This window comes from Microcoleus sp. F10-B2 (assembly GCF_036704965.1).
Lineage (GTDB): Bacteria > Cyanobacteriota > Cyanobacteriia > Cyanobacteriales > Microcoleaceae > Microcoleus.
The window spans coordinates 1-18,838 of record NZ_JAUBTB010000084.1; the positions used below are offsets into that span (position 1 = coordinate 1).

The 18,838-nt window shown below is 46.2% G+C and carries 12 protein-coding genes and 1 pseudogene; 8 read left to right on the forward strand and 5 right to left on the reverse strand.

Going from position 1 to position 18,838, the window contains the following annotated elements; translation table 11 throughout:
- The first annotated feature begins 109 nt into the window (after positions 1-109).
- Positions 110-1,138, forward strand: a complete 1,029-nt coding sequence (locus QUA99_RS25490; protein ID WP_333241961.1) for a tetratricopeptide repeat protein — start codon at positions 110-112, stop codon at positions 1,136-1,138.
- 54 nt (positions 1,139-1,192) lie between these two features.
- Here QUA99_RS25490 and QUA99_RS25495 read toward each other — a convergent pair whose 3' ends face one another.
- A complete protein-coding gene (locus QUA99_RS25495; protein WP_333241959.1) occupies positions 1,193-1,432 on the reverse strand; it encodes a type II toxin-antitoxin system HicA family toxin in 240 nt (79 codons plus the stop codon).
- Entirely contained in the window at positions 1,425-1,745 is a 321-nt protein-coding gene (locus tag QUA99_RS25500) for a type II toxin-antitoxin system HicB family antitoxin (RefSeq protein WP_333241957.1), read from the reverse strand. Before QUA99_RS25500 ends, QUA99_RS25495 begins: the two co-directional genes overlap by 8 nt.
- 102 nt (positions 1,746-1,847) lie before the next feature.
- Between QUA99_RS25500 and QUA99_RS25505 the strand changes: the two genes are divergently transcribed.
- From QUA99_RS25505 to QUA99_RS25520, 4 genes are all read left to right on the forward strand, one after another.
- Positions 1,848-3,335, forward strand: a complete 1,488-nt coding sequence (locus QUA99_RS25505) for a catalase (protein ID WP_333241955.1) — start codon at positions 1,848-1,850, stop codon at positions 3,333-3,335.
- A 384-nt stretch (positions 3,336-3,719) separates the two neighbouring features.
- On the forward strand, positions 3,720-4,160 hold the full coding sequence (locus QUA99_RS25510; RefSeq protein ID WP_333241953.1) for a peroxiredoxin: 441 nt from the start codon (positions 3,720-3,722) through the stop codon (positions 4,158-4,160).
- A 641-nt stretch (positions 4,161-4,801) separates the two neighbouring features.
- Positions 4,802-7,456 (forward strand): C39 family peptidase, encoded by a 2,655-nt coding sequence (locus tag QUA99_RS25515; protein ID WP_333241951.1) that lies wholly within the window; start codon positions 4,802-4,804, stop codon positions 7,454-7,456.
- 613 nt (positions 7,457-8,069) lie between these two features.
- Positions 8,070-12,086: a DUF4347 domain-containing protein gene (locus tag QUA99_RS25520; protein ID WP_333241949.1), complete on the forward strand. Its 4,017-nt coding sequence runs from the start codon at positions 8,070-8,072 to the stop codon at positions 12,084-12,086.
- Between the two features lie 218 nt (positions 12,087-12,304).
- On the opposite strand, the gene QUA99_RS25525 is transcribed toward QUA99_RS25520, so the two are convergent.
- The 3 genes from QUA99_RS25525 to QUA99_RS25535 form a co-directional block, all read right to left on the reverse strand.
- A complete protein-coding gene (locus QUA99_RS25525; RefSeq protein WP_333241947.1) occupies positions 12,305-13,207 on the reverse strand; it encodes a PEP-CTERM sorting domain-containing protein in 903 nt (300 codons plus the stop codon).
- 230 nt (positions 13,208-13,437) lie between these two features.
- The gene (locus QUA99_RS25530; RefSeq protein ID WP_333241945.1) at positions 13,438-13,875 is read right to left on the reverse strand and encodes a secondary thiamine-phosphate synthase enzyme YjbQ; all 438 of its coding nucleotides are present in this window, start codon (positions 13,873-13,875) and stop codon (positions 13,438-13,440) included.
- 813 nt (positions 13,876-14,688) lie between these two features.
- The gene (locus QUA99_RS25535) at positions 14,689-14,904 is read right to left on the reverse strand and encodes a hypothetical protein (RefSeq protein WP_333241943.1); all 216 of its coding nucleotides are present in this window, start codon (positions 14,902-14,904) and stop codon (positions 14,689-14,691) included.
- A gap of 613 nt (positions 14,905-15,517) precedes the next feature.
- Here QUA99_RS25535 and QUA99_RS25540 point away from each other — a divergent pair.
- The 3 genes and pseudogenes from QUA99_RS25540 to QUA99_RS25550 form a co-directional block, all read left to right on the forward strand.
- Positions 15,518-17,053, forward strand: a pseudogene (locus tag QUA99_RS25540) (ferredoxin--nitrite reductase); the annotation flags it as partial.
- Between the two features lie 102 nt (positions 17,054-17,155).
- Positions 17,156-17,401 (forward strand): 2Fe-2S iron-sulfur cluster-binding protein, encoded by a 246-nt coding sequence (locus tag QUA99_RS25545; RefSeq protein ID WP_333460476.1) that lies wholly within the window; start codon positions 17,156-17,158, stop codon positions 17,399-17,401.
- Between the two features lie 91 nt (positions 17,402-17,492).
- A complete protein-coding gene (locus QUA99_RS25550; RefSeq protein ID WP_333241941.1) occupies positions 17,493-18,815 on the forward strand; it encodes a CmpA/NrtA family ABC transporter substrate-binding protein in 1,323 nt (440 codons plus the stop codon).
- Positions 18,816-18,838: the final 23 nt, after the last annotated feature.

Here is an 18,838-nt window from a genome sequence, read left to right on the forward strand (position 1 = left end):
CGACTTTTTTTGACGCTTCTATTGATTTTAACTATTTTACGCTGATTTGGGGATATTTACAAAACCGGGATGCTCCCAACCAGAGGAGGATAAAAATATCAATGGTTATATGTATCTAGGCTCTGCGCTGGACGATTTAGGGAAACCAGACAAGGCGATCGCAATTTATCAAAAAGCGATTCAACTCAATCCTAAAAGTGATGCTGCCTATAACTACCTGGGGGTGAGTTTGCACAAGCAGGGGAAACTAGAGAAGGCGATAGCAGCCTATTTACAAGCGATTCAACTCAACCCAAAAAATGCCCAAGCTCACAAAAATTTAGCTTGGACTTTACAGCAACAAGGGAAGTTTGAGCAAGCAATTGAAGTCGGCAATAAGGCAATTGCATTAGAGCCAAACTCTATGAGCGTTAAATTATTGCTAAAAGAGACGGAGCGGCTTGTAACTATGCAGAAAAATCCACAATTATTGACCAGTCCAGAGCGATTGCCCAGTTTAAAAGATGAACCTTTAGTTTTATTCAAGCGGTCTGTTGTCCGAGTTGTTGTTAAAAGTTCTTCCGAATTATATTCGGGTACTGGCTGGGTGGTAAAACGGCAGGGAAATAAAGCGTGGGTTGTTACTAATCGCCATGTGGCAACGGCTGACAAAAATACGCCCCAGAGCGAGCAAAAAATTGAAGTTGAATTTTACAGCGAACCGCATTCTAGTGAATTACGCAAGCGGAAATCCGCTAAGATTGTTAAAATTACTGCTGCCTCTGACAAGCTAGATTTAGCTTTACTGGAAGTCACTGACATTCCGAAGGATATTCAGCCTTTAGCCAGATCCTCAACGCCTGTTACCCTCAACGCACCTATCCGCATTATTGGATATCCCTACACCGCCGATGATTGGACAGTTGCAACAGGAAAAGTCATTAACCAGACTGACAAAGAGTTACGAATGTCTGCAATTTCAGCCCCCGGTAATTCTGGGAGTCCCGTATTAGACCACCAAAATCGCGTTGTTGGCCTTGTGTGGGGCTCTAGTTCTACCATTCAAACACAGAATCAACAGCCAGATGGATCTGGTTCTGCTCTTGCTTTTCCGATCCAATCAGTTACAAAAAAACTGAAAGATTGGGGTATTGATTAGGCAATTGCTGTACAGTAAAATTGCTAATTCAATGGCTTACTAATAAAGGCGGACTTAACTAATCATCCCCTCAATTTCTGAATCGGTAAACCCAAATTGTCTCAAAATCCGCAACACATAAGCAGGTGACATTTCCCCAGCACCGATATCAATCGGAACAATCCTTTTTCTGCCTTCAATTTCACGCATATACAAACGATGATCTCCTTTCCCCTCTCGGTAAAACTGACATCCGTTTTGTTCTAAAATCTTAATTAATGCTTTAGGTTTTAAAGATGGAAGGTTTTTAGGCATAAACTTTCCTAAGTTCATAAGTATCTGAAGCTTCGGCATCTTCTAAAGCCAGAAACTCATGTAATTCATTAATAGAAAGAGGGCTGAGATAAACATCAGACTCTGATTTATAGACTTCGGAAAATGACTCAATAGCTTGTTTGAGTTTATCGATAGATTGTTCGGGAGTATTGCCTTGTCCCACCAATCCATTTTCTAAACACAAAGAGACCCAATAATCGGCACTTTTTCGGATAATCACCGTGTAGAAATCAATCATATTTTCTTGGTAAATTAGTTTTAATTGATTCAGCAAATTTTGAAAACACACCAATAAGATAACACCCGCTCGCCCATCTGAGAATTACCTCCGCAGAAACACCTGGGCCCCAGAAAGGTATAGAATACTTAGGATGCAGCAATCAATTTACCTACTATGACAGAAGACAAAACATTGACAACCGCTAGCGGAATTCCGGTTGCAGATAACCAAAATTCCTTGACTGCGGGTGAACGCGGGCCTATCCTCATGCAGGATTTTCACCTGATGGAAAAACTGGCTCACTTCAACCGGGAACGCATTCCTGAGCGTGTTGTCCATGCAAAAGGAGCCGCTGCATTTGGCACGTTTACCGTCACCCATGACATTACTCGCTACACCAAAGCTCAGCTATTCTCAGAAGTTGGCAAAGAAACTCAGGTTCTCCTCCGTTTCTCTACAGTAGGCGGCGAACAAGGTTCAGCGGATGCCGAACGTGACCCCAGAGGTTTTTCGATGAAGTTCTACACCGAAGAAGGCAACTGGGATTTAGTAGGCAATAACACCCCTGTTTTCTTCATCCGCGATCCCCTCAAATTCCCTGATTTGATCCACACGCAAAAGCGGCATCCCCAAACGCATCTCAAAGATGCTGACGCGAAGTGGGATTTCTGGTCGCTGAGTCCAGAAGCTTTGCATCAAATAACTATTCTGTTTTCCGATCGCGGTACGCCGAAAAACCACCGCCACATGGACGGTTTTGGCAGCCATACGTTCAGCCTCATCAATGCTCGAGGAGAACGGGTTTGGTGCAAATTCCACTTCAAAACCGTGCAAGGTATTGATAATTTCACCGCCGAAGAAGCGACGCGGATCAAAGGCGAAGACCCCGATCATGCGACTCGCGACTTGTTTGAGGCGATCGACCAAGGTAATTATCCCAAATGGCGGTTTTGCATTCAAGTAATGACAGAAGCCCAAGCCGCAGAATATCGCGAAAGCCCCTTTGACTTGACGAAAGTGTGGAAGCACTCAGAGTTTCCGTTAATTGACGTGGGAATTCTGGAACTCAATCGCAATCCACAAAACTTTTTTGCTGAGGTAGAACAGGCGGCATTTTCTCCTTCTAATGTCGTTCCAGGTATTAGCTTCTCTCCCGACAAAGTGCTGCAATCTCGCATCATGTCTTATCCAGATGCTCAACGCTACCGTCTCGGTGCAAACTATCAGCAATTGCCCGTCAATCAACCAAAGTGTCCGGTGATGCACTATCAACGGGATGGCGCAATGGCACCGGGTAACAACGGTGGTAGCGGGCCGAACTACGAACCCAACAGCCACGAGGATGCGCCGAAGCAAAACAGTGCCTATGCTGACCCAGCTTGGGACTTAGGAAACGTCAAAGTCGATCGCTACGATCACCGTAAGGGCAATGACGATTATACCCAAGCAGGAGACCTTTATCGCTTGATGAAACCCGACGCCCAGCAGCGACTTGTCGCTAACATTGTGGAAAGTTTGAGTGCAGCAAAACCGGAGATTCAGATGCGCCAACTGTGCCATTTTTTCCGCGCCGATCCGAATTACGGCCGCCAAGTCGCAGAAGGTTTAGGAATTGCGATCGATCCATCTATGATGGCTGCTGCTCAACCGGTTGGTGTGTAGAATCCGCGAACATTCAATTAGACATCTGCTTTTTAGCAGATGTCTATTCTCACATCTTGCACTATCCTCGCTGAACAGGCTTTCCGGCCTGTTCCACAAGAAAATCTACTCTTTGTGGAACAGGCCGGAAAGCCTGTTCAAAAAAGGATTATTGACAATGGTGCAAGATCTCAGTATTGAAACTATACGTGTAATAGGCACTCTTAGCCCGCGTCTTAGGTGCAAGTTAAAAGCAGTAAAGCTTAACGTTATGGAGTTGGGGGCGATTAAGAGCGGGATAGCTTCGCTTCACGCGATTTTTAACAAAGGTCTCTTGCAAAGCGACAGAACCCACTAAAATAAGTTGAGGAACTGCAAGAAAAACCAAACAAGGGAAACAAAACTATGACATTACCAGTTGGGTGCGCTGCCCCTCAATTTACCGCCAAAGACACCAACGGCAAAACCGTCTCCCTCTCCGAATTCGCCGGTAAAACCGTAATCTTGTATTTCTACCCCAAAGATGACACCCCCGGCTGCACCAGACAAGCCCAAAGCTTCAAAGCAGCCCATGAAGAATACAAGGGCAAAGATATTGTAGTTCTCGGTGTCAGCCGAGACAACGAAGAATCGCACCAAAAGTTTACAGAAAAATACGGTTTGCCTTTTCAGCTATTAGCAGATGTTGATGGCACGATTACCAAAGCTTACGATGTCGAGAAAGGCGATTATGCCAAGCGCGTCACCTTCGTCATCGACGGTACCGGCAAAATTATTCAGGTTTATGAAGGAGAAAATCTGAAAGTTGACTCTCACGCTCAAGATATTCTCGTCACCATAGTTTAGTCGCAGTTTAGTCGAAGTTTAGCCGATCGCACTAACACTCCTGCACGCACCAAACGGCTAAAAACCCGGTTTCTTCCTAGATGCCTCGTTGCTATAAGCAATATTCTCCTAGGAACCGGGTTTTTTTCGTAATTCCTGACCGAAAGCATCCAGGATACAAGCCCCCGGATTCATCCGTGGGGTCAATGCTTCAATTCTTTAATCTAAAATCTAAAATCTAAAATCGATAGTCCTGACCGAAAGCATCCAGGATACAAGCCGCCGGATTCATCCGTGGGGTCAATGCTTCAATTCTTTAATCTAAAATCTAAAATCTAAAATCTAAAATCGATTGACTCAGCCAGTGAGGGGTCAAGGGTACAGGGGGAAGCAACTTACTCGAACTAAATTCCTTACCTTAAAAATTGCACCACCAATCCGCTCAAGCAGGCATATATTCGGTTAAGGTGCTCATTGTACGCCTAAAGTGAGATTTGTGGCGCAACTCCCGCCAACAATTAAAAACTTATGCTGGAAAAGGCATTAACCGCCCGTAGGCTGAATCTAGGGGAGATTTTGTCCTGGTTCGAGTCATTGTGTTTGATAAAATCAGAAGTTATCCTTGCTTTAGCTGAATAATTAAGTAGGTAGGGGGATATATAATGACAAACAGCAACATTATTTTGAGTTACTTAGGCCCGCGAGAAATTGAGGTCAATAAAGCCGCTGTCTTAGTTGGCAGTTTTGACAAAAATCTAGTGGCAGCGATTTCAGCATTAGAAGGTTCAAATGCCCTGAACGTCGGGATAAATCTCTCTAGAGGCATTTGGAACATCGGTTTAGAAAAAGGATTCGATAGTGCAGGAACTCGCACATTGCAGGTGAGGGCAACTGATAAGACTGGCAAAGTTATCGGCCAACAAACAATTAACATCAAAGTTAATCCTGCTTCTGTGTCACCCGCTCAATTTTTCACGTTAATTACTCTCACAGATACCAAATTCAAAGCCGGAACACTGCCCGCGAGCAATCTTAACAACCTGCAAAAAGCGGACGTACCAGCCGGGAAAATTTATCAAATTAGGGACTACGAGTTAGAAGACGGTCACCTGAATGTTCAACTAAATAATTCAATTCCTCCGGTGGGAACCTCTGGTTTTTTCTACGAAAAACACGTAGTTATCACCAAAGGCGCAAAAATTCTGATCTTCGATCGCGCCGAGTTGCCAGTCCCGCCGCCTGGAATGCAGTTACTGTGGGTAATCAAAAAGACCTGGTTAAAGTTCACCCCCGCAGATTCTGGAACTTTAGGACCAACTCAGAAATTACAATTTAACTCAGGAGAAACTTTCAATCTTCTCGGCTACGCTTGCGTTGAAAACCATTTCAGAGTCGCTTTTGCTCGGGCAGTTCCTAACTTAGGAACTTCGGGATTTCTGTACTGGCTGCACGTTCAAATTTTGCGAGACGGGAGGGGAATTGAGTATGATAGAAATGCAGTTACGATGACAATCATCAAAACGACTGTGTTTAAAAAGCGCCCGATAAATGCCGCTAGCCTGCCACCCCAAGAAAAAATTACCTTGCCGGCGGGAATGATTTACGGAATTGCCGGATTCTCGATCGAACAAAGCCACATAAAAGTCTCTCTGACCGAGAATTTGCCGCAATTTGGCAATACAGGTTTCATTTATCCCGATTTTGTGCAATTCAGTCGCGGTGGCAAATCTTTTAATCCCGCTGTGAATTTAACTTATCAAGGGCCGTCAGAAGTTTTAGTAAATCAGCCGATCGTCCTTCGAGGTACTTACGATCGGCAACAAGCAGCAAAAATTGAGGTGATAGCTGAGGATACATTGCCCCTAAGCGTCACGCTAAACCAAACTGCCAGCACTTGGGAAGTTAATTTGTCTAAAGGATTTAGCGTAGCGGGAGCTCGGTGGCTCAGGTTGCGGGCCACTGACAGCAAAGGCAACGTTACTGGCAGCCAAATAATTTACATTACCGTAAGTTCCAATCCGCTAACTGTCGGACAAGGTTTGACCTTAAAGATAGTTTCTGACACTTTGTTTAAGGTAGCTCCGCTTGATTCTTCCCGGCTCAATAATCAGCAAAAAGTTTTTGTCAAAGCAGGCCAGACTTTGGCAGTTAGCAGATACGGATTTATTGACGGGCATCTCAAGGTGGTTGTGGATTCAGCAATTTGGCCTGTCGGCACTTTTGGCTATTTTTATGAACCCGACGTTCAGTTGGCAAAAGGTACTCAAATCCTAAGATTTGACCTGGCAGACGTACCGAATAGCAACGTCAGCGCTCAACTTTTGGTAACTCAAACAACTCAGATTAAAGCTAAACCCGAAGATTCATCTAAACTGCCTGCCGATCAAATTGCTGACCTACTTTTAGGCACTACCTATGCCATTACTGGTTATGCCTGCATTTTGGGGCATTTCCGAGTAACTCTTGCCGAATCTATTCCCGGTTTCGGCAATATCGGATTTATTTATTGGCAGGACGTTAAAATTAAAAAAGACGGCAAAGAAGTTCCCTTTGACCCCGATGCTTTGACGATGACAATCCTGCAAGCAACTGTCTTTAAAAAACGGCCGGTAGATGCTGCTAGCCTGAGCAGTACCGAGAAAACTCCGCTGCCTTTAGGTCGAGTTTACGGCGTGAATAGCTACGGTGCGGAAGGATCTCACCTGAAAGTTTCGCTGACCGAAGAACTGCCGAATTTTGGCAATACAGGTTATGTTTTTTCTAGTTTTGTTCAGTTCAAGCGGGGAGATAAAATTTTCGATCCGGTTCCGAACAATGTGGAATTGAACGTGCCGTATTTTTCGCAGCGGGACAATCCGCGTTTTGACTGGTCTACTTGCAACGTAACTTCGATCGCAATGGTGCTTTATTATTACGGCGTTCGTTCTCAGTGGGGCGGACAGTTGGAGGATGAATTGTTGCAGTGGTGTTTCGACTATGCCGGCCAGGGTTCTCAAACGGATCACAACGTGCTTTCGGCGCTGATTCAGGCCTACGGGTTTAAGACGAGTTTTAGTACGACTCGCACATGGGCCGAGGTGCGATCGGAATTGTTAAATCGGCGGCCAGTAGTTTTAGCCGGAGATTTTACTGCTGCCGGTCACATTCTTACTGTCATTGGCTACAATTCTCAGGGTTATATCGTGCAAGATCCTTGGGGAAATGCACTCACTGGTTACAGCGATACTGAGGGGAGCAAGTTGATGTATCCCTACAGTTACGTTAATCAAGTTGCGGGGCCAGATGGGAATGTTTGGGCGCATTTTATCTCGCGCTAAGCTTTTTAGGTGCGATCGAGATTGCGACAGTCGATCCGGCTAGGGTTGGCAGTACATTTGTGTCAATTTACAGCAGATTGCAGGTTTATAGGTACTATCAATATCCCCGTAGGGACACGGCAATGCCGTGTCCCTACCTCTCTATCAATATCCCCGTAGGGACACGGCAATGCCGTGTCCCTACCTCTATTAGATATATCGTTTGTATCGCAGTCTCGATCGCCCGCAAGATTACTGAATAATTTTAACTATTTTCATTGCGTTACGCCTTGTCCCATCTGCACAAAAACCTAATTATGGGAGAGGTCTAATCAAAAGTCGATGAGAAGTCGATGAGAACTCACTCAAGTTGTCAAATAGTCACCTGATTTAAGAGCAATACGGTAGAAAGTGCGATCGACCCGATTTGCATATCCCCCCATTCTTTGTAGGGGCAATCCCCCCGCAGTTGTCCTCGTGGGCGGGGGGGAGGCACTCTTGGCACTCCCAAGGTCGATCGAGGGACTATGTATCAATACATCTTTAGCAAATCTTTACAGAGTTTTAGGCAATCAAGCCTTATGGTGGATACAACAAATTTTCACTCTTTTTTAAACCAGGAATAGGTGGTGTGATGCCAAAATTGAATTGTCAAGTTTCAGGAAGTGCGATCGCCTTTATCGACTCTAGAGTAGAAGACTATCAAAGTTTGGTTGCCGGAGTAAAACTGGGGACGGAAGTAGTTGTTTTGGATCGGGATCGGGATGCGATCGAGCAAATTACGGAGATTTTGGGAACTCGGACTAATATTAGCAGCATTCACATCATTTCTCACGGCAGTCCGGGAAGTTTGCAAATCGGTAAGACAGAGTTTTCATTAGATAATTTGGCAACTTATTCGCAGCAATTGCAGCAGTGGCAGATTTTTTTGCGGGGGGGTGAAATTCTAATTTACGGTTGCAATGTGGCAGCAGGATCTCGCATTTGTCCCAAAGTCCGCCGGGGAATTAATTCCCCGTCTCATAGCGCAAGTCGGTTGAAACCGACTGAAAACAACCCGATTAAACAGTCCTCTAAAGAGGACTTTCGCTATGAGACGGGGGTTTCAACCCCCGGCGGATCGGAGGAATACGCCAAAGACGATCTACACGCGCTCGACAATGAATATGCGCTCGACAATGAATATGCGATCGATAATCAATATGCGATCGATCCTAAACACAAAATAGACGGTTTCACCTTCATCCAGCGCATCGCCCAACTCACAAATAGCAACGTTGCCGCCTCCAAAAACCTCACCGGAAGTGCAGCAAAAGGCGGCGACTGGGAACTGGAAACAACAACTGGAAAAATTGCAGCATCTTTAGCATTTCGGCCCGAAGTTCTAGCAACATACAGCCACGTCCTTGCCACCTTCAGTGAAGCCAGAAACTATAGTGTACCAAATGCTGGAGACATTGATACGGGCGACCTTAATGGTGACGGTTTCCTCGACTTAGTAGTGACAGGTAAGCAGGATCGCTTCTTCCCAAGAGATATTTCCATATTGTTAGGGACGGGCACTACGGGCAGCTTTGGTACTCCTATCAGTTTACTTAAGCCAGCAGGTAAGGAGAATCCCACTGGCGTTGCAGTGGGCGACTTTAATAAAGACGGCAAACTCGATTTAGCTGTAGCGAATCGTAAGGATATACAAGGTAACGGCAATTTCGTTTCCATCCGGCTGGGGACAGGTACTGGCAGTTTTGGCGATCCTACCAACTTCGGTGAAAATATAGATCATGCTTCGATCGCAACCGGTGACTTTAATGGAGATGGCAAGTTAGATTTAGCCACAACTCCTTATCTCGATAACTTCGTTTCAATACTTTTGGGAGATGGTGCTGGTAGCTTTGGCACTGCCGTTAAGATTAATACACAAACACGCAAGTTTACTCTTGACACAGCCGACTTTAACGGCGACGGCAAACTTGATTTAGTCACGTCGAACTATTCAGAGACTGATAACATCTCCGTTTTCTTAGGAGATGGTAATGGCAACTTTAACTCCCCCATTAACCTTACCTCCCCCGGAACTGAGTTTCGCACTGTCGTCACAGGCGACTTTAACGGCGACGGCAAACTCGATATCGCGGCCAATAACAACTCCAATAAATCTGTCTCAGTCTTCTTGGGAGATGGTACGGGTAATTTTGATACTGCTAACAACTTTAGTGTCAGACGTTCTCTAGCTTTTGGTCCCGAATCTGTGGTTGCAGGGGATTTTAGTGGCGATGGCAAACTCGATTTAGCTACGCCCAGCCACACCATTCGGGAACTTTCAGTCTTGTCAGGAGATGGTACGGGTAAATTTGGTACTCTCAGCAACTTTACGCTCCCGTATGCCCCGAATACTGATGGTTATATTGCTTTTGCGGTTGCGAGAGATTTTAATGCTGACGGCAAGTTGGATATAGCTACGGCTTCCGGTCAAAATGTCTCGATTCTGCTGAATACATCGAATACAGTTAATTTCGGTGCGGCCACTTACAGCGGCGTGGAAGGAACAACAGACACAGTAGTTAATATTCCCGTCAACATCACCGGTGGCACTCCCTTAAACGATGTAGTTGTGCCAATTGTCCTCGACTCCAGTAGCACTGCCACCGAAAATTTAGACTATACCTTTTCCCCTACTTCGATTACCTTCCCCGCAGGTGCAACAGGTGACGAACTCACCAAGAATATTGCAGTTACTATCAAGCCTGACAATCTCTCTGAAAACCCCGAAACTGTAATTTTCAACCTTGGCACAATTACCAGTGGCATTGCGGGCTTCACAAAAAAAACAACTCTAACTATTTCAGATCGGGTTTCTGTTGCTTATACCATTGCCACCGATACTGCCACCATTGACGAAGGCAATAGCGGCAAAAAACCTTTAACTTTCACTGTGACTCGCAGCAATGTCACTAACGGGGCAAGTAGCGTCAAATATGCGATCGCAGGAACAGCTACCAACGGCAGCGATTATAACAATATCGGCGGCACTTCTGGGGCAAAAACTGCTACTGGCACGATTAATTTTGTGACGGGTGAAACATCAAAAACCATCACTCTGGATGTGTTGGGCGACACCACGGTTGAACCCGATGAAACTATTATCGTCACCCTGTCAGATCCCACAGGCATCGCAGCGGTAACACCAATAATTACCGCTGATACTGCTACCACAACTATTATTAACTACACTGCACCGACACCGACACCAACGCCGACACCAGAACCACCAACACCGACACCAGAACCACCGACACCGACACCAACGCCGACACCAGAACCACCGACACCGACACCAACGCCGACACCAGAACCACCAACGCCCACACCAACGCCGACACCGACGCCCACACCGCCGACGCCGACACCAGAACCGCCGACGCCGACACCAGAACCGCCGACGCCGACACCAGAACCGCCAACGCCCACACCAACGCCGACACCAGAACCACCAACGCCGACACCAGAACCACCATCGGAAACTCCAACGCCGACACCATCGGAAACTCCAACGCCGACACCATCGGAAACTCCAACGCCGACACCATCGGAAACTCCGACGCCAACGCCACTGGAAACTCCGACGCCAACGCCACTGGAAACTCCGACGCCAACTTCAAGTGAAAGTGATTGCATTTGCAATACTATTCAGTATCCAAATTTGGATTTACCCAATGAAGCTGAAAATATTATCGCCAGCAATGGCAGCGGTGAAATTCAGTTGGGTACTCCAGACAATGACGCTTTTTACGGCAGTTCAAATCCGAGTATATTCGATGCGGGTTTCGGCAATGACAACTTATACGGAGGCGAAAACAACGATACTTTTTACGGCAACAAACAAAATGATTTTGTTAGCGGCGATCGCGGAGATGATATCCTGTCGGGTGGCAAACACAATGACATCATTGTGGGCGGTGAAGGTGAAGATCTCATTTTTGGCGATCGCGGCAACGATTCCATAAATGGTCAGGAAGACAACGACTTAATTTTTGGCAATGAAGGTGCTGATTTTATCGACGGCGGTAAAGGCAATGATATCGGCTATGGGGGCGAGGGAAATGATATTATCTTTGGTAGCAAAGGTGAGGATAGTCTTTACGGTAACTTCGGAGATGATAGTATCTGCGGAGGTGCTGGCAATGATTTCTTAAGCGGAAATCAGAATAACGATCTGCTAGACGGATGCCTGGGGAATGACACTATTTATGGTGGCAATGGTAACGATACATTGCTGGGAGGTAGCGGTGATGATGTTTTGTTTGCGGGCCAGGGTGATGACAGTTTGAATGGCGGTGATGGCACCGATCTTCTACTGGGAGGTAACGGTGATGATTGGCTGACTGGCGGTTTGGGAAGTGATATTTTGTCAGGAGGTGATGGTAATGATAAATTCTTGCTATCTGCTAATTCTGGCATCGATACTATCTTGGATTTTGAGGATGGCAAAGATTTGCTAATACTCGCCAACAATCTCACTTTCTCCCAACTGTCAATTACTCAAGAAAACAGTTCAACTTTCATCCGTTTGTCAGCAAGTGGTCAGATTTTAGCTTCTCTGAATGGAGTGTCTGCCAGCCAGATTAATGCTGCCAATTTCAATCAAGCTTAGAGGAAGTAGATATAGCAGATTGCAGTTTATGAAGTACAGGACACGGCAATGCCGTGTCCCTACGGGGATCGATCTAATATCAATTCTGTTAGCATCGGAATGATATAAACGGAGGACACGGCAGTGCCGTGTCCCTACAATTGATCGTGGTAGGGACACGGCACTGCCGTGTCCTCGCTTATCATTCCGGTGCAGCCGGAATTGATATAAAATCCATTTCAGCTAATCTTGCGCTGAATTTTGCGTTTCGCTGCACCAATACCTAGAATCCCAAATCCGGCTAAAGTACCGAAGATAGTAGCAGGTTCTGGTACTGGCTCAGCATAGCCTTGTTCAAAAGAGCCTTTAATGGCGATCGCATCGTTAGCGCACTCGGCAAAAAAGTTAGCAATATAGTTCCCCGAAGGCATTGATGATTTATTGAAACTGAATCCGATTGTTTGAGAACCTACTGCATTAAACTGAGCAAAATTAAGACCGAGGGCGCTCAAAGTTGCTGGCGTTAAAAGATTGATTTCTCCTACTTTTGTACCCGTAGCTATTGAGTTGAGAACCGTCCAGTTACCTGTTTGTTCAAAATAGGGGTCTGTGGCAGCTAAATCGCCCAGAGAAGGGGTTCCACCTGCTGATTGAACGCGATCGTTGAATTGACTTATATTTGTAAATCCAGAGTTAATTTGGGTGACGTTTTTAGCAGTAACGTTACTGTAAATGCCTGTTGTGGCTACGCTTGAGTCATTTCCTCCTGCAAAGCGGATACCAAACAAGCTGCCGTTTGCGTTAGCTGTATTGAAATTTTGACCGGAAAAATTGAAGAATAAATCGCCGTAGTTGATGTTGCCTCTTTGAGCTAGCGGGTCGGCATATCCTGCTAAACTTAGATTGGAGTTGATGGCGATGAAAGCTGTATCTGATGTTTCTTTGATGGCGATGCCGTAAAATTCAAATTCGCCACCGCCGATTTGAGCCCCTGTCACGCCGTCGTTGAAGGAATCGATCGCATAATTCCAGCCGTTAGATAGCGTTGCTGCTGTAGATTTTTGTGACTGTAGTGCGACAAGGGCACAGAAAATAGCTACTGAGTAAGTCCAGTAGATGCTGTTTTTAGCAATGGATTTCATAAAATGCTCCCGGGGAAATGAGTGTTAAAGTGTCCAGTCTGCTCGATCGACTGTTTTTAATTTTCAGTAAATCATACATTCCGACTCAATTTATTAAAGTTTCGGTAAAGATTTTGTCAGGCGATCGCTTAATAAGTAAATCCACCTGATTAAACATAAAATATGGCTCGCTCAAAAGCTTGCTGTGTATGTTTTCTTTCTTCTTACTTCTTGTTTCTTCCTTCTACTAACTATTCACCCATAATTTGAATAAATACAGTTCTATTTCGCGGCCCGTCTAAATCGAAAAATAAAACTGATTGCCAAGTCCCGAGTGCTAATTTACCTTCAGCAATTGGAATTACTTCGCTGGTATTGAGCGTCATTGCCATCAAGTGAGAGTGAGCGTTGATCGGTTCATCGGGCGGAACTATTCTTAAATGCAAGTCGTTGTGCAGGTATTTGTCGCCAGGAGGCGCTAATTTTTGCAGGTATATTTTAATATCTGTTAGCAATCTTTCTTCATCTTCATTGATTGCTAAAGCTGTAGTAGTGTGTCGGGAAAATACTAGCACTTGTCCATTTTTGACCGCACTGCTGTCAAGAAAATCGACAATTTGGGGCGTGATGTTGTAGATACTGATGCCTGACTCTGTTAGTATTTCGATTGTTTGATTAATAATTTTCATAAGTTGCCTGTCATCTCCAGCCCGATTCAATAATGATAATTATGTTTGTAGTGAGGACTTCAGTCTTCAAAGTCCTAAAATGCCGATCGCCCAAAATTATATTATATGCGATCGACCGCACCGACTCGCTCGCCGATCGATACTAACTGTGGAGGGGCACTTTTTCTGTAAGTGCCGCACTTGTTGCCAGAATTGGATAATCCGAAATTTTTTTGACCCCGCCCAAAAATGGAGCCAAGCCCCCGACTGCTGTAGTGGAGGGAGAAAAACTTGAAACCATTCGACTCTTGCGCAGGTGAACGGGTAACGCTCTTGTTCAAGATCCCGGATTCATCTGTAGACTTGCATTGGATTCATTCAGAAACTATCTTGAAAAGCATCAGCGTTCTTCTCTGTTTATCTGCTTTTCATCTGCGGTCAATTTATCGATCGAAGGTTGATGCAATGCAAGTCTTGTGGAGTAAATCGAAAATCGAAAATCGACTGACAAGCGAATTTCAAAGGTGGTACCCGCCACGCGATTTATCCGTGGAATCAATCCACAATCTCAAATCTAAAATCCTCAAGCCCCCGAATTTATCTCGCGCAAGTCAATCCAAAATCCAAAATCTAAAATCTAAAATCGACTGACGGCGAGGAGCGATCGCACGTTTTTACAACAGTCAACAAAGTTCCTGCAATACATCCGGTGCAGGCATCGCGGGTTCCTTCTAACTCGGGCGGTGTTTTCAACACTTGAAGCGCTGCATAAATCAATCAAATTTCACAAATAGTTGCGAGCAACTATTTGGCATTGCCATTTTTTAAATGCTGTTAACATATCGCCGAGAGTTCGTTGACTATCTTGACTCTTCCCTTCACTACAGAACGCAGCAGGCGGTTGATCGAAAGTCTGCATTCATCGTCGAGAGAGTCGTCCAAAACAGCGGCCATCAAACCGTAGCGATCGGCTAAAGTCAAACAACCCGTATCGCTAACAGAGGCAAGCATTTCGGAAATAGCGCCGGGAATAAGTTGAACTAAAAACATGAGACATTCCCTGAATTCGATACTTGTATCTTCTCTCGTTCTTGGAAAATCAAGAGTGACGCTGGCATAGCACAGAATGTGATGTTTTGAGACAAATTATGTGACAGGAACCCATCTAATTGTGTGACGATCGCGTTTTAATTCTGCGATCGCACTCACAACATTAATCTTAGATATTCCAAATTCCCCCTCTCCCCTTCCAATTCTAAAGATTTAGAGAGCTTTTTCGGTTATGTGGGCGTCTTTACCCATTACCCATGTATAAAACGCATCGGTCTTATGCGAAATATTCATAAAACTCAATATTTTGTAAAAATAGCTACGAATATTTACAATCGTGGGCTTTACATTAGCTCATAACCAAGGTGCATCGAAACGCAGCGATCGACCGAACCATCGGTAGCAACTATAACTATACATAGTTTGGCGCAGTTCGAGGCAGCGCCTAGTAAAGCTGAAATATACAGAAGACTAACCATGCTTAAAAGAAATTCGATCGAGTAACTAAATATACAGTTTTAAATCCATACACTCACTAAGGTTAGCAGGAATCACACACTTTATGCTCCAAGTCAATACTTCTCCCCAACAAGCCAGCAGCGAGGGTAAACCGATGACCCAAACAGTAGAACCGAAAGCCCAAGCGAGCCTGAACAAGTTTGAAAAACTCAAAGCCGAAAAAGATGGCTTAGCATTAACAGCCGAACTCGACCACTTCGCCGAGATCGGCTGGGAAGCAATGGACGAAACCGATCGCGAGCACCGCCTCAAATGGCTCGGCATCTTCTTTCGGCCAGTAACTCCCGGCAAATTCATGATGCGGCTGCGCTTGCCCAACGGCATCATCACTAGCAATCAAACCAGAACGCTAGGAGAAATCCTACAGCGCTACGGGGACGACGGCAGTGCCGACATCACCACCAGACAAAACCTGCAACTGCGCGGAATTCGCATCGAAGACGTACCCGACATCTTCCGCCGGCTCAAAGAAGCGGGCATGACCAGCATTCAGTCTGGGATGGACAACGTGCGCAACATCACGGGTTCCCCAGTCGCGGGCTTGGACGCCGACGAACTGATAGATACGCGGGAACTGGCGAACCAAGTCCAAGATTTGATTACGAACCACGGCGAAGGCAACCCCGCGTTTTCAAATTTGCCGAGAAAGTTTAATATTGCGATCGCAGGCTGTCGCGACAACTCAGTCCACGCAGAAATCAACGACATCGCCTTCGTACCAGCCTACAAAGACGGCAACATCGGCTTTAACGTTTTAGTCGGCGGTTTCTTCTCCGCCAAACGCTGCGAGGCAGCAGTTCCCCTCAACGCCTGGGCCAGTCCCAGCGACGTTGTAGATTTGTGCAAAGCAATTTTAACTGTATTTCGCGATCGAGGCCCGAGAGCAAACCGCCAAAAATCGCGGCTGATGTGGCTGATTGACGAACTCGGAATCGAACAATTCCGATCCGAAGTCGAACAAGAATTAGGTCGCACTTTGCCCGCCGCCGCCCTCAAAGATGAAATCACCTGGGACAAACGCGACCACATCGGCATCTACCCCCAAAAACAATCAGGGCTAAATTATGTAGGGCTGCACGTTCCCGTCGGACGGCTGCAGGCATCGGATTTGTTCGATTTGGCCAGAATCGCCGAGGTTTACGGCAGCGGCGAACTCAGGCTCACCGTTGAAGAAAACGTGATTGTTCCCAACGTTCCCGACTCGCGGATTGAATCGCTGGTCAAAGAACCGCTGTTGCAGCGTTTTTCCATCAACCCCGCACCCCTGACGCGAGCATTGGTTTCCTGCACGGGCGCTAAGTTTTGCAACTTCGCCCTCATCGAAACCAAAAGCCGATCCGTGGCAATGATTGAGGAACTCGAACTCGAACTGTCAGTTCCCAAACCTGTCAGAATTCACTGGACGGGTTGCCCCAATTCCTGCGGTCAACCCCAAGTAGCAGACATCGGTTTGATGGGAACAAAAGTTCGCAAGAACGGCAAAACCCTCGAAGGTGTAGACATTTACATGGGAGGCACAGTCGGCAAAGACGCTCATTTGGGTACTTGCGTCCAAAAAAGCATCCCTTGCGAAGACCTCAAACCAGTGCTGCGCCAACTGTTAGTCGATAACTTCGGGGCCGTTCCCAATCCATCTCAAGAAAATGTAGTTTCGCTCAACCGGCAACTGCAACTGACGGTTGACAGGGACGAAACGGCAGTCTCGGCAGCAAAACCTCAGACATCTACTGTCATTTTCGCTCGATCGGGCAAAGAAGTTGCTTGCAGCGAAGATGAGTTCATTCTCGATGTTGCCGAACGCGCCGGAGTCGAACTTGACAGCAATTGCCGGTCGGGAAGCTGCGGCACTTGCCAGCAAAAACTCCTAGAAGGCCAAACAGTCTACGACAGCCAACCCGACGCGGCCCGAGACTTAGAACCAGGGTTCATTTTAACTTGCAGCGCGCGGGCGATCGGCAAAGTGTCGATCGACGCCTAATCTAATAATGTGAGATGCGATGCGAAGGTCGCGAATCAATCTCACATCTGACATTTCCACCATCTCAAAGTACAACAACAATTCAAGACAAATGAGCAACCTTTCCCGAAGAAAATTCATTATAACCGCCGGAGCAACAGCAGCCGGCACCCTCCTAGCCCACGGTTGCAGTTCCGGTACCACCACATCTAACGCAACTCCCAGCAGCGCCACACCCAGCGCCGCCCCAGCAGTCAACATCAACCCCGCCGACGCCCCAGAAGTTACGGCAGCCAAACTCGGATTCATCGCCCTCACCGACTCAGCACCATTAATCATCGCCCAAGAAAAAGGGTTATTTGCCAAGTACGGCATGAAAGACGTACAAGTTACCAAACAAGCATCTTGGCCAGTTACTCGCGACAACTTAGAACTCGGTTCCGACAAAGGCGGCATTGACGGAGCCCACATTTTATCCCCGATGCCTTACCACATGACATTAGGCACTATTACCAAAGGCAATCAGCCAGTGCCGATGTACATTGTCGCCCGGTTAAATACTAACGGTCAGGCAATTTCCCTGAGCAAAAAATACCTAGATTTAAAAGTAGGTACAGACAGCGCACCTCTGAAAGCAGCTTTTGCAAATCAAAACGTTCCTATTGCTATGACCTTTCCCGGTGGCACCCACGATTTGTGGATACGCTACTGGCTAGCAGCCGGCGGTATTAATCCAGATACAGATGTTTCCGTGATTCCCATACCGCCGCCCCAAATGGTAGCGAACATGAAATCTGGCAGCATGGAAGCCTTTTGCGTAGGCGAACCTTGGAATGCTCAGCTAGTTACTCAAAAGGTAGGATACACCGCCTTAATCACTGGAGAAATGTGGAAAGATCATCCTGAAAAAGCTTTAGGTTTAAGAGGAGATTGGGTTGACAAAAACCCCAAAGCTGCAAAAGCAATTACAATGGCCGTACTGGAAGCCCAGCAGTGGTGCGATAAGGCAGAAAATCACGATGAGATGTGCCAAATCATCTCTCAAGATAAGTGGTTAAAAGTACCCGTAGCAGATATTATCGGTCGCTCTAAAGGTCAAATTGACTACGGTACCGGCCGCATTGAAGCCGCTAGCCCTGTCGCGATGAAATTCTGGGCTGATAATGCTTCCTATCCCTACAAGAGTCACGATGCTTGGTTCTTAGCTGAAAATATTCGCTGGGGTTATATCCCGGCAACTACCGATATCAAAGCAACCGTTGATAAAGTTAACCGCGAAGATATTTGGAAAGCAGCAGCGACAGCACTTGGCGTCCCCGCCGCCCAAATTCCTACTACCACTTCTCGCGGTGTCGAAACATTCTTTGACGGTGTGAAGTTTGACCCTGAAAAACCACAAGAATATCTGAATGGTCTGGCAATCAAAAAAGCATAATTAGTTTGTTGAGTGTTGACACT

What these genes read in the sequence shown, in the direction of transcription:
- QUA99_RS25490 (WP_333241961.1), top strand. Translation starts at nt 110, where the DNA reads ATGTATCTAGGCTCTGCGCTGGACGATTTAGGGAAACCAGACAAGGCG.
- QUA99_RS25495 (WP_333241959.1), bottom strand. Translation starts at nt 1,432, where the DNA reads ATGCCTAAAAACCTTCCATCTTTAAAACCTAAAGCATTAATTAAGATT.
- QUA99_RS25525 (WP_333241947.1), bottom strand. Translation starts at nt 13,207, where the DNA reads ATGAAATCCATTGCTAAAAACAGCATCTACTGGACTTACTCAGTAGCT.
- QUA99_RS25535 (WP_333241943.1), bottom strand. Translation starts at nt 14,904, where the DNA reads ATGTTTTTAGTTCAACTTATTCCCGGCGCTATTTCCGAAATGCTTGCC.
- QUA99_RS25510 (WP_333241953.1), top strand. Translation starts at nt 3,720, where the DNA reads ATGACATTACCAGTTGGGTGCGCTGCCCCTCAATTTACCGCCAAAGAC.
- QUA99_RS25530 (WP_333241945.1), bottom strand. Translation starts at nt 13,875, where the DNA reads ATGAAAATTATTAATCAAACAATCGAAATACTAACAGAGTCAGGCATC.
- QUA99_RS25505 (WP_333241955.1), top strand. Translation starts at nt 1,848, where the DNA reads ATGACAGAAGACAAAACATTGACAACCGCTAGCGGAATTCCGGTTGCA.
- QUA99_RS25520 (WP_333241949.1), top strand. Translation starts at nt 8,070, where the DNA reads ATGCCAAAATTGAATTGTCAAGTTTCAGGAAGTGCGATCGCCTTTATC.
- QUA99_RS25550 (WP_333241941.1), top strand. Translation starts at nt 17,493, where the DNA reads ATGAGCAACCTTTCCCGAAGAAAATTCATTATAACCGCCGGAGCAACA.
- QUA99_RS25515 (WP_333241951.1), top strand. Translation starts at nt 4,802, where the DNA reads ATGACAAACAGCAACATTATTTTGAGTTACTTAGGCCCGCGAGAAATT.